This window comes from Kitasatospora fiedleri, assembly GCF_948472415.1.
GTDB lineage: Bacteria > Actinomycetota > Actinomycetes > Streptomycetales > Streptomycetaceae > Kitasatospora > Kitasatospora fiedleri.
In genome coordinates this window covers 5,667,949-5,680,700 of sequence record NZ_OX419519.1, presented here as the reverse complement: position 1 = coordinate 5,680,700, position 12,752 = coordinate 5,667,949, and the positions used below count along the sequence as shown (strand labels likewise).

Annotated in this window: 12 protein-coding genes; 5 read left to right on the top strand and 7 right to left on the bottom strand. The window is 75.2% G+C overall.

The window, feature by feature from the left end:
• The first annotated feature begins 166 nt into the window (after positions 1-166).
• Entirely contained in the window at positions 167-928 is a 762-nt protein-coding gene (locus QMQ26_RS25855) for a GNAT family N-acetyltransferase (RefSeq protein WP_282202843.1), read from the top strand.
• Between the two features lie 117 nt (positions 929-1,045).
• On the opposite strand, the gene glnII is transcribed toward QMQ26_RS25855, so the two are convergent.
• Both glnII and QMQ26_RS25845 read right to left on the bottom strand, forming a co-directional pair.
• Positions 1,046-2,068 carry a glutamine synthetase gene (glnII, locus tag QMQ26_RS25850; protein WP_100840207.1) on the bottom strand — a complete coding sequence of 341 codons (1,023 nt, stop codon included), beginning with the start codon at positions 2,066-2,068 and terminating at the stop codon, positions 1,046-1,048.
• A 230-nt stretch (positions 2,069-2,298) separates the two neighbouring features.
• Positions 2,299-3,246 carry an SCO1860 family LAETG-anchored protein gene (locus QMQ26_RS25845; protein WP_282202842.1) on the bottom strand — a complete coding sequence of 316 codons (948 nt, stop codon included), beginning with the start codon at positions 3,244-3,246 and terminating at the stop codon, positions 2,299-2,301.
• A gap of 545 nt (positions 3,247-3,791) precedes the next feature.
• On the opposite strand from QMQ26_RS25845, the gene QMQ26_RS25840 reads away from it, so the two are divergent.
• Positions 3,792-4,001, top strand: a complete 210-nt coding sequence (locus QMQ26_RS25840) for a WhiB family transcriptional regulator (protein WP_404814206.1) — start codon at positions 3,792-3,794, stop codon at positions 3,999-4,001.
• Positions 4,002-4,107: 106 nt separating this feature from the next.
• Here QMQ26_RS25840 and QMQ26_RS25835 read toward each other — a convergent pair whose 3' ends face one another.
• Together QMQ26_RS25835 and QMQ26_RS25830 are read right to left on the bottom strand one after the other, a co-directional pair.
• Positions 4,108-4,785, bottom strand: coding sequence for a uracil-DNA glycosylase (locus tag QMQ26_RS25835; RefSeq protein WP_282202841.1), 678 nt, complete (start codon positions 4,783-4,785; stop codon positions 4,108-4,110).
• Between the two features lie 122 nt (positions 4,786-4,907).
• Positions 4,908-5,993, bottom strand: coding sequence for an amidohydrolase family protein (locus tag QMQ26_RS25830; protein ID WP_282202840.1), 1,086 nt, complete (start codon positions 5,991-5,993; stop codon positions 4,908-4,910).
• Between the two features lie 151 nt (positions 5,994-6,144).
• Between QMQ26_RS25830 and QMQ26_RS25825 the strand changes: the two genes are divergently transcribed.
• Positions 6,145-7,224, top strand: a complete 1,080-nt coding sequence (locus tag QMQ26_RS25825) for a pyridoxal-phosphate-dependent aminotransferase family protein (RefSeq protein ID WP_100840212.1) — start codon at positions 6,145-6,147, stop codon at positions 7,222-7,224.
• A 7-nt stretch (positions 7,225-7,231) separates the two neighbouring features.
• On the opposite strand, the gene QMQ26_RS25820 is transcribed toward QMQ26_RS25825, so the two are convergent.
• Entirely contained in the window at positions 7,232-7,981 is a 750-nt protein-coding gene (locus tag QMQ26_RS25820) for an SMI1/KNR4 family protein (protein WP_282202839.1), read from the bottom strand.
• Positions 7,982-8,131: 150 nt separating this feature from the next.
• Here QMQ26_RS25820 and QMQ26_RS25815 point away from each other — a divergent pair, with 150 nt between their 5' ends.
• On the top strand, positions 8,132-9,775 hold the full coding sequence (locus QMQ26_RS25815; protein ID WP_282202838.1) for a TauD/TfdA family dioxygenase: 1,644 nt from the start codon (positions 8,132-8,134) through the stop codon (positions 9,773-9,775).
• Here the strand turns inward: QMQ26_RS25815 and QMQ26_RS25810 are convergent.
• Positions 9,772-12,030 (bottom strand): PP2C family protein-serine/threonine phosphatase, encoded by a 2,259-nt coding sequence (locus QMQ26_RS25810; RefSeq protein WP_282202837.1) that lies wholly within the window; start codon positions 12,028-12,030, stop codon positions 9,772-9,774. The two genes, QMQ26_RS25815 and QMQ26_RS25810, sit on opposite strands and share 4 nt — an antisense overlap.
• Before the next feature lie 112 nt (positions 12,031-12,142).
• On the opposite strand from QMQ26_RS25810, the gene QMQ26_RS25805 reads away from it, so the two are divergent.
• The gene (locus QMQ26_RS25805) at positions 12,143-12,346 is read left to right on the top strand and encodes a hypothetical protein (protein ID WP_100840216.1); all 204 of its coding nucleotides are present in this window, start codon (positions 12,143-12,145) and stop codon (positions 12,344-12,346) included.
• Here QMQ26_RS25805 and QMQ26_RS25800 read toward each other — a convergent pair.
• Positions 12,343-12,750 carry a RidA family protein gene (locus QMQ26_RS25800; protein WP_282202836.1) on the bottom strand — a complete coding sequence of 136 codons (408 nt, stop codon included), beginning with the start codon at positions 12,748-12,750 and terminating at the stop codon, positions 12,343-12,345. The genes QMQ26_RS25805 and QMQ26_RS25800 overlap by 4 nt on opposite strands.
• Positions 12,751-12,752: the final 2 nt, after the last annotated feature.

Sequence of the window (12,752 nt, the reverse complement as noted above, 5' to 3'; positions counted from 1 at the left end):
GGAGGGGGTGCGCGGCCCGGCCGTGCACCGACCGGAGACCGCAGCCGACCCGGACCGCACAGCCCGGCGGCGCTCGCCCCGTCCGCCGTACCGCCGCTCCCGGCGGAGGCCCGGGCCGGTGGGAGACCGCTCGGGGTGGGTGGAGGGGGCGGCCTACGATGGCCGGATGGTCGAGGAGAGCTTGCGGGTCGCGCTGGAGTTCCGTCGCGGGTTCGCCCGGCGGCAGGCTGCCGAGGTGGTGGAACTGCCGGGCGGGTTCGGGGTGTTGAGCGAGGAGTTCGGGTACTCGCACGAGCACAACCAGCTGGTGCTGGACGCTCCGCCGAGCGGGGTGGACGTGGCGGGGCTGGCCGAGGAGGTGTTGGGGCACCTGGGGCACCGGCGGATCTCGGTGTTCGACGACGCGTCCGGGGTGGCGCTCGCGCCCGGGCTGGCGGCGGCCGGGTACCGGCACGAGACCGAGGTGGTGATGGTCCACCGGGGGTCGGTGCCGTCCGGCGGGGGTGCCGGGCCGGTCGGGCTGGAGGAGTTGGCCCCGGCCCTGGAGCGGCAGTGGCGCTGCTGGCTGCCGTGGGCCGCGGACGAGTCGATCGCCCAGTTGGTGAACCGTCGCACCGCCCGCGCCGGGGGCGCCGAGCGGGTGCTGACGCTGGCCGCCCGGGACACCGACGGCGAGTTCGGCTCCTGGGCCGACCTGTACCAGGACGCCGCGGGCACCGCCCAGATCGAGGACCTGGCCACCGCCGAGGACCGCCAGCGCCGCGGCCTGGCCGACGCCGTGCTGGCCACCGCGCTGCGGCTGGCCGCCGACCGCTCCCCCGACGGCCTGCGCTTCCTGGTCGCCGACGCCGAGGACTGGCCGCAGCGGTGGTACGCCCGGCGCGGGTTCGTCACGGTCGGCCGCACCCACGGCTTCGTCCGGATGTGACGCCCGGGAGCCCCCGGACGCGGCAGCACCCCCGGACGCGGCGGCGTCCCCGGACGCGGCGGCGCCCGCCGTCCCCTCGCGGGGGCCGGCGGGCGCTGTCGTGCGGTACGGGGCGGGTCAGACCTGGCCGGCCTTCTCCAGGGCCTCGCAGCAGGTGTTGACCAGCAGGCGGGTGACCACGTACGGGTCGACGTTCGCGTTCGGGCGGCGGTCCTCGATGTAGCCCTTCTGCTCCACCTCGACCTGCCACGGGATGCGGACCGAGGCGCCGCGGTTGGACACGCCGTAGGAGTAGACGTTCCACGGGGCGGTCTCGTGCTTGCCGGTCAGGCGGGACTGGATGTCGTCACCGTACTGGTTGACGTGCTCCAGGACCTTCTCCTGGGAGGCGCCGAGCGACTCGCAGGCGGTGATGATGGCGTCGTAGCCCTCGCGCATCGCCTTGGTGGAGAAGTTGGTGTGCGCGCCCGCGCCGTTCCAGTCGCCCCTGGCCGGCTTGGCGTCGAGGGTGGCGTCGATGCCGAACTCCTCGGAGGTGCGGTAGAGCAGGTAGCGGGCGATCCACAGGTCGTCCGAGACGGTCAGCGCGTCGACCGGGCCGATCTGGAACTCCCACTGGCCGGGCATGACCTCGGCGTTGATGCCGCAGATCGCCAGGCCGGCGTCGATGCAGCGGTCGAGGTGCAGCTCGACGATCTCGCGGCCGAAGACCTCCTCGGCACCCACGCCGCAGTAGTAGCCGCCCTGCGGGGCCGGGTAGCCGCCCTCGGGGAAGCCGAGCGGGCGGGAGCCCTTGAAGAAGGTGTACTCCTGCTCGATGCCGAAGATCGCCTCCTGGGAGGCGTAGCGCTCGGCGACCTCGCGCAGCGCGGCGCGGGTGTTGGTCTCGTGGGGGGTGCCGTCGATCTCCAGCACCTCGCACAGCACGAGGATGTTGTCACCGCCGCGGATCGGGTCCTTGACGACCTTGACCGGCTCCAGCACGCGGTCGGAGGCGTGGCCCTCGGCCTGGTTGGTCGACGAGCCGTCGAAGCCCCAGGTGGGGATCTTGTCCGCGTTCGGCAGCACCCGGGTCTTGGAGCGGAGCTTGGCGGTCGGCTTGGTGCCGTCGATCCAGATGTACTCGGCCTTGATCGCCACTGCGGTGATCCTCACTGCTTGGGTGGTGGGGTGCCCGCGTAGCGTCGCAAGCCGCCGTTTCCCGGTTGTTCCTCCGATGTAACGCCCATGTGAACCAACGGTCCGCAGCGGCACGCTCACCCACCGGGAGTGCCTGTCTCACGATGCGGTCACATCGGTGAGACAGAAGGGGCGGAACGGACGCCCGCGCGGCCGCCGTCCCGCCTCCGACCAGCGGTGACGCGTCCGGGTCAGCGGTGCCGCGCGTGCGCCGCCCGGCGCCGCCGCGTCATCCACACCGCGGCGGCGCCGGCCACCAGCAGCGTCCCGCCGCCCGCGGCCAGCACCGTGCTGCCCGAGGAACCGGTGTACGCCAGCTCCTCCTTCGCCGCCTCGGGCACCGCGCGGTTCTGCGCGGACGCCGGGGCCGCGGGCGCCTTCGACGGCGAGGCCGCGGGCGAGGAGACCGCCGCGGCCGGGACGACCGCCGCCACCGGCTTCCGGCAGGACACCGAGGCGACCGTCACGGTGCCGTTCACCTTGGCGACGTTCAGGTTCAGCGGGTTCAGCGCGACCTTCACCTCCAGCGCGGCGGCGGCCGCCGCGTTGGAGGTCACGGTCTTCTTGGCGAACTCGACGTCCACCGAGCCGATCGCCGGAACGTCCACGTGCGTCGGCGAGTTGAGGCCCACCGTCACCGACTTCCCCAGCACCGTGAGCTTGGCCGGCGCGATGACGTGCGCGGTGGGCTGCCCGTCCACCGGGCAGTTCGCCTCGGCGCTCATCGCCTCCAGCCCGAGCAGCGTGGTCAGCGGCAGGCCCGGCACGTGCAGGTCGGCGTTGACCAGCTTCACGGACGCCGCGGCCAGCCGGTCGTCCACCTTGGTGACCGACTTGCCCACCTCCGCCTTCACCAGCGTCACCGGCCGCCCGCCATCCACCCCGTCCACCGTCGCGGTCAGCACCGCGCCGTCCCGCTGGGCCGGCGACTCCACCCGGTTCAGCGCCACGTCCACCGGCACGTTCACCGTGTTCAACAGGGTGACGTCCAGGTCAAGTTGGGCCGTGACCGCGCTGGCCTTCCCGGGCTCGGCGGAGGTGCCCCCGGCATCGGCGGCGAAGGCCGCCGGGGACGGCAGCGCGACCGCGAGCGCGGTCGCCGCGAGGACCGAGGCGGCGACCGAACGCAGAACAGACATGGCAGGAACCCCCACACGTGGTGAACGGAAGAGCGCGTCCGCGACCTCACCCGGCGCACCGCACGGGGAGGGGACTGGCGCTCTCGACTGCCGCCAGTCTCTTCGAACAGTGCGTCACTCCAGCAACACAGAGCGTCATTTCACTCTTTCGGGTGAGGTTGACGCTCCGAGCTGACCGTTGTCGACGCATCCCCGTGCGAGTTCGTCCGCGGAAGCGCGGCCGGAATCCGGGAATTCCACATCGGCGGGCCGGAACGTGCATCAGTGCGCCGGAGCCGAGCAGAAGAAGGAGCGAGTCGGGCCGCCACCGAGGAGGCCCGAACCGGCCAACTGGAGGATGACCCATGGCAACCGCCCACAGCAGTGCCCGACCCTGGGCCTCCACCGCTCCCCGGCGGCGGAGCGGCACGACCGGCCGGACGACCGCGCGCCTCCGGCCCTGGCCCGCGGAACAGCCGGCGCCGGAGCGGCCCGCGGAGCAGGAGCAGCAGCCCGGCGCCGAGGACTGGCGCCACCGCGCCGCGTGCGCGCAGGAGGACCCGGAGCTGTTCTTCCCGGTCGGGACCGGCGGCTCCGCCCTGCGGCAGACCGAGCGGGCCAAGACCGTGTGCCACGGCTGCCCCGTGCTGAAGCAGTGCCTGAGCTGGGCGCTGGAGTCCGGCCAGGAGTACGGCGTCTGGGGCGGCACCGGCGAGGAGGAGCGCCGCGCCATGAAGCGCCGCGCCGCCCGGGAGCGGACCCGTAACGCGCACTGACCTCCGCGGCCCCGGACTCCCCGCACCGCGCGGGGAGTCCGGGGTTCGGCGTTCGGGGTCCGGGGTCCGGGGTTCGGGGTCCGGCGTTCGGCGTTCGGGGTTCAGCTCAGGGCAGCCGCCAGTCGACGGGCTGCCCGCCCTGGCGGACCAGCAGGTCGTTGGCCCGGCTGAACGGCCGGGAGCCGAAGAAGCCGCTGTTCGCCGAGTAGGGGCTGGGGTGCGGCGATTCGATGCTGGGGACCTGGCCGAGCCAGGGGCGCAGCTCGCGGGCGTCCCGGCCCCACAGGATCGCGACCAGCGGGCCGCCGCGGGCGGCGAGCGCCCGGATGGCCTGTTCGGTGACGGCCTCCCAGCCCTTGCCCCGGTGGCCGTTGGTCTTGCGGGCCTGGGTGGTGAGGGCCCGGTTGAGCAGCAGGACGCCCTGGTCCGCCCACGGGGTGAGGTCGCCGTTGGAGGGCGCCGGGAGGCCGAGGTCCTGGCTGTACTCCTGGTAGATGTTGACCAGGCTGGCCGGTATCGGCCGGACCTCGGGCGCGACGGAGAAGCTGAGGCCGACGGCGTGCCCCGGGGTGGGGTACGGGTCCTGCCCGACGATCAGCACCCGGACGTCCGCGAACGGCTGCTGGAAGGCCCGCAGGACCTGCGGGCCGGGCGGCAGGTAGGAGCGGCCGGCCGCGATCTCGGCGCGCAGGAAGTCCCCCATCGCGGCGACCTGTCCGGCGACCGGCGCGAGGGCCTGGGCCCAGCCGGGTTCAACGACTTCGTGCAAGGGTCGAGCAGCCATGACGGCAGCCTATCGGCCGGACCGACAACCGGAGTTCACGAGGGCCCGCCCGCCGACCACCGGGGCCGGGGCCGGGCCACTGGGCCGGAACGGAGCCGCCGGGCCGGACACGGGCGCGGGGCTCACACCGGCTTCCCGTTGAGCACCACGTGCGCGGGCGCGGCCAGGACCCGCAGGTCGGCGCGCGGGTCGGCCGGGTAGAGGACGAGGTCGGCGGGGGCGCCCTCGGTGAGGCCGGGGCGGCCGAGCCAGGCGCGGGCGGACCAGGTGGTGGCGGCGAGCGCCTCGACGGGGGTGAGGCCGGCCCGGGTGAGTTCCCTCGCCTCCTCGGCGACCAGGCCGTGCGCGAGCGAGCCGCCCGCGTCGGTGCCGACGTAGATCGGGACGCCGGCGTCGTGCGCGGCGCCGACGGTGTCGTAGCGGCGGGCGTGCAGGCGGCGCATGTGGGCGGACCAGGCGGGGAACTTGGCCTCGCCGCCGTCGGCGAGCTTCGGGAAGGTGGCGATGTTGACCAGGGTGGGGACGATGGCGACGCCGCGCTCGGCGAAGGCCGGGATCAGGTCCTCGGTGAGGCCGGTGGCGTGTTCGACGCAGTCGATGCCGGCGGCGAGCAGGTCGGGCAGCGCGTCGGTGGCGAAGCAGTGCGCGGTGACCCGGGCGCCCTCGGCGTGGGCGGCGGCGATCGCCTCGGCGAGGGCGTCGCCGGGCCAGCAGGCGGCGAGGTCGCCGACGCCGCGGTCGATCCAGTCGCCGACGAGCTTGACCCAGCCGTCGCCGCGCCGGGCCTCGGCGGCCACGTACGCGGCGAGGTCGCCGGGTTCGATCTCGTGGGCGTAGTTGCGGATGTAGCGGCGGGTGCGGGCGATGTGCCGGCCGGCCCGGATGATCTTCGGGAGGTCGTCGCGGTCGTCGATCCAGCGGGTGTCGGCGGCGGAGCCCGCGTCGCGGATCAGCAGGGTGCCGGCGTCCCGGTCGGTGCGGGCCTGCTGCTCGCTGGTGTCGCGGTCGACGGCGCCGTGCGCGTCCAGGCCGACGTGGCAGTGGGCGTCGACCAGGCCGGGCAGCGCCCAGCCGGTGAGGGTGGCGGTGGGCTCGGCGGCGGGGCGCTCGAAGGTCACCCGTCCGTCCACGGACCAGAGTTCGTCCCGGACGTCCTCCGGGCCGACCAGTACCCGGCCCTTGATGTGCAGCACCGCGCGGTCCGTCATGCCTGGCACTGTACTCGGCGTGCTCGGCGGCACCCGGCGCACCCGGCGTCGGTCGCGGGCCGGCGGCCGATCTGCGGCAGACTGGTCGGCGGCGACCTCACGTCCCCGGCCCGCCCCGGCGGCCCTCCGCTGCACCGAAAGGCTCCCCCGCATGCTGCTCGACCTTCCCCCGCTGACCGCCGCCCGGTTCGCCGCGATCGAGGACGGGGTGGCGGCGCTGCTGCGCACCGGCAACGACGTGATCGTCACCCAGGGCGAGGCGCTGCTGCCGCTGGAGGCGGCGATCAAGGGCGCGGCGCACCCGGGTTCGACCGCCCTGAACGTCGTCACCGGCCCGTACGGGCAGACCTTCGGCGGCTGGCTGCGCGCCGCCGGGGCGAAGGTGGTCGACCTGGTGGTGCCGTTCGACGAGGCGGTGAGCGCCGAGCAGGTCGCGGAGGCGCTGGCCGAGCACCCGGAGATCGACTTCGTGTCGCTGGTGCACGCCGAGGCGGCGACCGGCAACACCAACCCGGTCGCGGAGGTCGCCGAGGCGGTGCGGCGGCACGGCGCGCTGCTGATGCTGGACGCGGTGGCCTCGGTGGCCGCCGAGCCGCTGCTCACCGACGAGTGGGGCGTCGACCTGTGCGTGATCGGCGGGCAGAAGGCGATGGGCGGCCCGGCGGGCGTCTCGGCGGTGTCGGTGAGCGAGCGGGCCTGGCAGCGGATCACCGCGAACCCGGCCGCGCCGCGCCGCTCCTACCTCTCGCTGCTGGACTGGAAGGAGCGCTGGACGGACGCCGGGCGCACCCAACTGCCGCACGCTCCGGCCCAGTTGGAGATGCTGGCACTGGAGGAGTGCCTGGCCGCGATCGAGGCCGAGACGCTGGACGCGGTGATCGCCCGGCACCGCGCCGCGGCCGCCGCCACCCGCGCGGGCGCCCTCGCCCTGGGCACCGTCGCCCCGTACGTGCGGCGCGCCGAGCACGCCGCCCCGGTCGCCACCACGCTGCGCACCGCCCTGGGCGCGAGCGCGGCCGACCTGGCGGCCGAAGTCCACCGCCGCGCCCCGCAGTTGCCCGTGCAGGCGGGCGGCGCGCTGGCCGCCACCATGCTGCGGCTCAACCACTACGGCCCGGCGGCCAACCCGGAGACCGTGATCGCCACCCTGGAGCTGCTCGCCGAGGCCACCGGCGCCCCGGCCGCGGCGGCAGTCACGGCGGCCACCGAGGCGTGGGAGCAGGCGATCTGACGCTGCGTCAGTGGTCGAGCCAGGAGACCGGCAGCTTTTCGCACAGCGCGTCCAGCGCCTCCTCGCTGACCGCCCGCATCGCCAGCCAGGAGCCGTCCTGCACCACCAGCAGGCCCTCCGGGCGGGCGAAGAACCGGGTGTCGACGCCGGGTTCGTGCAGGCGCGGCAGTTCGGTCCAGTCGGCGAGGTCGGCCGGGTCGACCTCGCCCGCGTCCACGTACGCGTCCTCGTCGAGCAGCGGCTCGGTGAGGACGACGGCCAGGCACTCGGTGGAGAACCGGGCCGTCCAGGGGGTGGTCTCCAGCGGCACGGACGGGGCGACGTCCGGCCAGCCGACGGTGGGCGGGTCGTCCTGGCCGAGGGCGGCGAGCGGGATGCCCCAGTAGGCGCAGGACTGGTTCTCCACCCGGTGGACCAGGCAGCCCTGGTCGACGTACAGCTCCGCGGGCGGCAGCAGGGTGTCGTGGTTGCTGGTGAGGTCGGGCCGGTCGCCGATCAGCCGGTGCGCCTCGCGCAGCGCGGCGGGCAGGCGCAGACCCAACCGGGCCTCGGCGGCGTCGAGTTCGGCTTCGAGTCCGGCGTCGGCTCCGGTCGCGGTTCCGACGCCGACTCCGGTTCCGGCCCCGGTCCCGACTCCGGTTCCGGTCCCGGGGCGCAGCGGGGTGCCCCAGAAGGCGGCGATCTCGGCGATCAGCCGCCAGGCGGCGGCGCGGTTCGCGAGGGCGGCGGGCAGGTCGCGGGCGAGGTCGAGCGTCATGCCCGGAAGGGTAGCCCCCGGCGGTGACAGGGTTCGGCCGCCGGTGGTCCGCCGTTCACCGGGCGGGCGGGTGGCGTACGCCCATGGGGTCTTGGCTGGGCAGCCCGCGAAGTTGGCTGTACAACTTCCGGTACACCTGGAGGCTGCCCGATGTCCGTGCCCCACCCGTACTGGCTGCGCGACAACTGCCCGTGCGCCGACTGCCGCGACCCGCGCGGCGGGCAGAAGCTGTTCCAGATCGGCGACCTGCCGGACGACCTGGCCGCCGCCGAGGCGGTCGAGGACGCCGCCGGTCTGACAGTGCTGTGGTCCGACGGCCACCGCTCGCACTACCCGGCCGGGTGGGACGCGCCCGCCGGCCCCGACGAGCGCACCGAGCACGCCAAGCGGCTGTGGGAGGCGGCCGACTTCGCCCACGGCCTGCCCGAGGCCGACTGGGCCGGGTACCTGGCCGACCCGGAGGAGCGGATCGCCGTGCTGGCCGCCGTCCGCCGCTCCGGCTTCGCGCTGCTGCGCGGCGTCCCGGTCGAGGAGGGCCGGGTGCTGGCCGTGGCACGGAGTTTCGGCTACGTCCGGGAGACCAACTACGGCGAGCTGTTCGACGTCCGGGTCGAGCCCGACCCGGCGAACCTGGCCTTCACCGGCGCCGCCATCGCCCCGCACACCGACAACCCCTACCGGGACCCGGTGCCCACCCTGCAACTGCTGCACTGCCTGCGCAACGACGCCGAGGGCGGCGACTCCGGCCTGGTCGACGGCTTCCGCGCCGCCGCCCTGCTGCGGGACGAGGACCCGGCCGCGTTCGCGCTGCTCACCCGCACGCCGGTGCCGTTCCGCTACCGCGACCGCGGCGCCGAACTCTCCGCCGAGCGGCCGCTGATCGGGCTCGACCCGCGCGGCGCGATCCGCGAGGTCCGCTTCAACAACCGCTCCACCGGGACGCTGCGCGGCCTGGCCCCCGCCGAACTGGACGCCTTCTACGCCGCCTACCGCCACTTCGCCGCGATCACCCTGCGCCCGGAGCTGCGCCTGGACTTCCGGCTCGCCCCCGGCGACTGCCTACTCTTCGACAACACCCGGCTGCTGCACGCCCGCACCGCCTTCGCCAGCGGTGAAAGCCACGACCGCAGCACCGGCGAAGGCACCGGCGAAAGCCACGACCGCAGCACCGGCGAAGGCACCGGCCACCGCCACCTCCAGGGCTGCTACGCCGACCTCGACGCGCTCTCCTCCACCCTCGCCGTGCTGCGCCGGAACACCGCCGCCCTGGACGAACTGGAGGCCCTGTTCGAGGGCGAGGGCGCCGGCGAGTACCTCGGCGAGGCCGTCACCATGGCCGCGCACATGCTCCAGGCCGCCGCCCTGGCCCGCGCCGCCGGCGCCCCGCCCGCGCTGGTGGCCGCCGCCCTGCTGCACGACATCGGCCACTTCCGGGGCAGCGGGCTGGAGTTGATGGCCGGCACCGACAACCGCCACGGCGCGACCGCCGCCGCCCGGCTCGCCCCGTACTTCCCGCCTGCCGTCACCGAGCCGGTCCGTCTGCACGTCGACGCCAAGCGCTACCTGTGCGCCACCGAGCCCGGCTACGCCGCCCGCCTCTCCCCCGCCTCCGTCCGCACCCTGGCCCTCCAGGGCGGCCCGATGCCCCCGGCCGAGGCCGCCGCCTTCGCCGCCCACCCCCGCCATGCCGACGCCGTCGCCGTCCGCCGCTGGGACGAGGCCGCCAAGGACCCGGCCGCCGAGACCCCCTCCTTCGCCGAGTTCCGGCCGCTGCTACTGGAGTTGATGCGCTAGCCGCGAACGAGGGCCAGCTCGAACCAGACCTTCCGGCCGAAGAAGCTGTGCTCGGCGCCCCACCGGTCGGCGAGCCTGCTCAGCAGCAGCAGGCCCCGGCCGGTCCCCTCCTCGCCGTACGGTTCGACGGCCTCCAGGTCGGGCAGTTCGCGGTGGTCGTCGGTGATCTCGACCAGCAGGCGGTCGGTCGCCACCAGGTACAGCCCGATCGGGCTCGTCGCCACCCCCACCGCGTCGGTGACCAGTTCGCCGATCAGCAGTTCCGCGGTGTCGGCGATGAACTCCAGTTCCCACTCGACGAGTTGGCTCCGCACCAGCCGCCGGATCAGCGGCACGTCGCGCGGCCGGGGCCACACCTCGTAGCGGGCCGCCCTCACCCGCCGGGCGCCGTCGAACGCGGCGACCAGCACGGCGAGGTCGTCCCGGCGCTCCGCCGCGCCCGGCGCCTCGAAGGCGACGTCGCACAGCTGCTCGGGCGACCACCCCGACCCGATCAACTTCGCGCAGTGGTCCGCCAGTTCGACCTGACGGCCGGTGCACAGCACCAGCGCGGAGCCGTCCGGCACCTCGATGGTGCGGGCGGTGAACGGGACGCCGCCGACCCCGATCGGGGCGCCGGCGGGCAGGGCGACCTCCGTCGAGCCGCCGCCGGGGTGCAGCAGGACGGGCGGCAGGTGGCCGGCCGTGGCGAGTTCGCAGGTGCGGGCGACCGGGTCGTAGACCGCGTACAGGCAGGTGGCGAGGTGGTCGTCGCCCAGGCGCTGGGCCAGGTCGTCCAGGTGCCGCAGCAGCCGGGCGGGGGGCACGTCCAGCAGGGTGAAGGCCTGCACCCCGGCCCGGAGCCGGCTCATCGCCTGGACGGCGGGCAGGCCGTGGCCCAGCACGGCGCCGACCACCAGGGCGATCCGGTTGCCGTGCAGCGGGACGGCGTCGACCCAGTCGCCGCCGGCCCCGTCCCGGTGCTCGCCCGGCCGGAAGCGGTGCGCCAGCCGCACCCAGGGCGCGCCCGGCAGGGTGCTCGGGATCATCGACCGCTGGAGGGCCCGCGCCAGCCGGGCCTCCGCCCGGTGCAGCCGGGCGCTGTCCAGCAGCAGCGCCCCGCGCTCCGCCAGCCCGGCCAGCAGCTCGGTCTCGGCCCGCCCGTACGCCGCCCGGCCCGTGCCGCCGGCCAGCCGGAGCACCCCGAACACCTCGCCCCGGACAGCCAACGGCAGTGCCAGCAAAGGCTGTTCGGGCAGGTCAGCGTGCGCGGGGGCGCCCTCCCGCAGGGGTCGTTCGACCTGTCCGCGCGGCACGGCGACCTGGCCGCGGGCCGGGCCGTCGGGCGGCTCCCCGGCGGCGGCGAGCCGGTGCAGGAGGACGGCGTCCGGGGTCCAGCCGTCCGGCGACTCCTCGTCGTCGACGAACGCGGTCCGCACCTCGACGGTGGCCGCGGCGGCCCAGCCCGGCACGAAGACCGCGCACAGTTCGGCGGCCGTGGTCTCCGGGTCGGCCCCGGTGCCGACCGTCCGGGCGAACTCCCGGGTGAGCACCGCCGCGGGCGACTCCAGCTCCGCCCGGTAGCCGAACTCCCTTTCCTGGCGGGCCCGCTGGGTGACGAGCGCGGCCTCGGCGGCGAGCAGGCGGGCCTCCAGCCGGACGCACTGCTCCTCGGCGTCGCGGCGGAGCGACTGAGCCCGGGCGAGTTCGGCCCGCAGCAGGTCCAACTCGCGTTTCAACGCCCGCAGTTCCTCCCGGGCGTACTCGGCGCCGGAGCCGTCCGAGCGGCGTTCCAGCCCGCCGGGGCCGGGGTCGTAGCGGGCGGCGGCCCGGTCGGCCTCCAGTTGCCGGTAGCGCTGTTCGGCCTGCGCGGCCTGCGCCTCGGTGGCCTCCAGCGAGCGCAGCAGGTGCCGTTCCCGGACGCCCGCCAGCTGGAGTTCGCGCTCCGCCGCGCCGAGCCGGTCGCGCAGCTCCTCCACCTCGTGCCGGGCGGCGTTGCGCACCCGCAACGCCGCCATCCGCAGCCGGTGGGCGTGCTCCCGGACGTCCGGGGAGACCGACTGCCCGGTGGTCGCGGCGACTTGGCCCAGCAGCTCGTCGACGAAGTCCTTGGGGGCAATCCGCGCCCCGCTCAGGTAGCGCGAGACACTGCCCTTGTCGCGGCTGCACCGGGCGGCGTACCGGGTGAGCGAGACGCCCAGGGCCCGGAACAGCTGGTCGAGGAAGGCGGTGAAGGCCGCCACCTCCGGCTCCCCGCCCGGCAGTTCGAGTGCCATCGCCCGCCCTCCCCCGTTGTCGGACATCGGCAATCCGTTGCGTCTGGCGCAACGCCCGGCCTCCCCGAAGAGTAGGGGGAACCCGCAACGGCCCGCAGCGAAAGGCACCTTGATGTTCACCGAAGTCGTCCGCGCCCTGGCGGCCTGCCAGCGCCCGGTCATCGTGGCGCTGGCCCTGCTGCCGGTCGTCCTGGTGACGGCGGCCTGCCTGCCCGCCGTCCTGCTGCTGCCCGCCTTCCCGGGCGGCGTCCGCCGGCTGACCGCCCTGCTGGCCCAGCTGCGGCGCTGGACGGAGGCCGTGCTGGCCCGCAGTTAGCCCGGCAGCGCCGCCGTCAGGTCGATCTCGACCAGTTGGCCGGTGTAGCCGAGGGCGGTGACGCCGAGCAGGGTGGAGGCGGTGGTGAGGGCCGGGGCGAGCGGAGAGGCGGTCAACCGGTCCCAGGCACCGGCGAGGACCTCGCTGCGGTCGCTGACCACGTAGACCACCGAGCGCACCACCCGCTCAGGCCCGATGCCGATCGCGGCCAGCGCCGTCATCGAGTTGGCCACCACCTGGTCGATCTGGGCGTCCAGGCTCCCCGCGCCGACCAGCTTCTCCTCGCCGTCCAGCGGGCACTGCCCGGCCAGGTGCGCGGTGCGCCCCGCCTCCACCACGGTGATGTGCGCGTAGCCGGAGGTGGGGTGGAGTTCCGCCGGGTCGATGCGCGTGATGTCGGTCATCC

Bases quoted from the DNA above. Each gene is read 5' to 3' on its own strand.
- QMQ26_RS25855 (WP_282202843.1), top strand. From the start codon at position 167: ATGGTCGAGGAGAGCTTGCGGGTCGCGCTGGAGTTCCGTCGCGGGTTC.
- QMQ26_RS25845 (WP_282202842.1), bottom strand. From the start codon at position 3,246: ATGTCTGTTCTGCGTTCGGTCGCCGCCTCGGTCCTCGCGGCGACCGCG.
- QMQ26_RS25835 (WP_282202841.1), bottom strand. From the start codon at position 4,785: ATGGCTGCTCGACCCTTGCACGAAGTCGTTGAACCCGGCTGGGCCCAG.
- QMQ26_RS25830 (WP_282202840.1), bottom strand. From the start codon at position 5,993: ATGACGGACCGCGCGGTGCTGCACATCAAGGGCCGGGTACTGGTCGGC.
- QMQ26_RS25825 (WP_100840212.1), top strand. From the start codon at position 6,145: ATGCTGCTCGACCTTCCCCCGCTGACCGCCGCCCGGTTCGCCGCGATC.
- QMQ26_RS25820 (WP_282202839.1), bottom strand. From the start codon at position 7,981: ATGACGCTCGACCTCGCCCGCGACCTGCCCGCCGCCCTCGCGAACCGC.
- QMQ26_RS25815 (WP_282202838.1), top strand. From the start codon at position 8,132: ATGTCCGTGCCCCACCCGTACTGGCTGCGCGACAACTGCCCGTGCGCC.
- QMQ26_RS25810 (WP_282202837.1), bottom strand. From the start codon at position 12,030: ATGGCACTCGAACTGCCGGGCGGGGAGCCGGAGGTGGCGGCCTTCACC.
- QMQ26_RS25805 (WP_100840216.1), top strand. From the start codon at position 12,143: ATGTTCACCGAAGTCGTCCGCGCCCTGGCGGCCTGCCAGCGCCCGGTC.
- QMQ26_RS25800 (WP_282202836.1), bottom strand. From the start codon at position 12,750: ATGACCGACATCACGCGCATCGACCCGGCGGAACTCCACCCCACCTCC.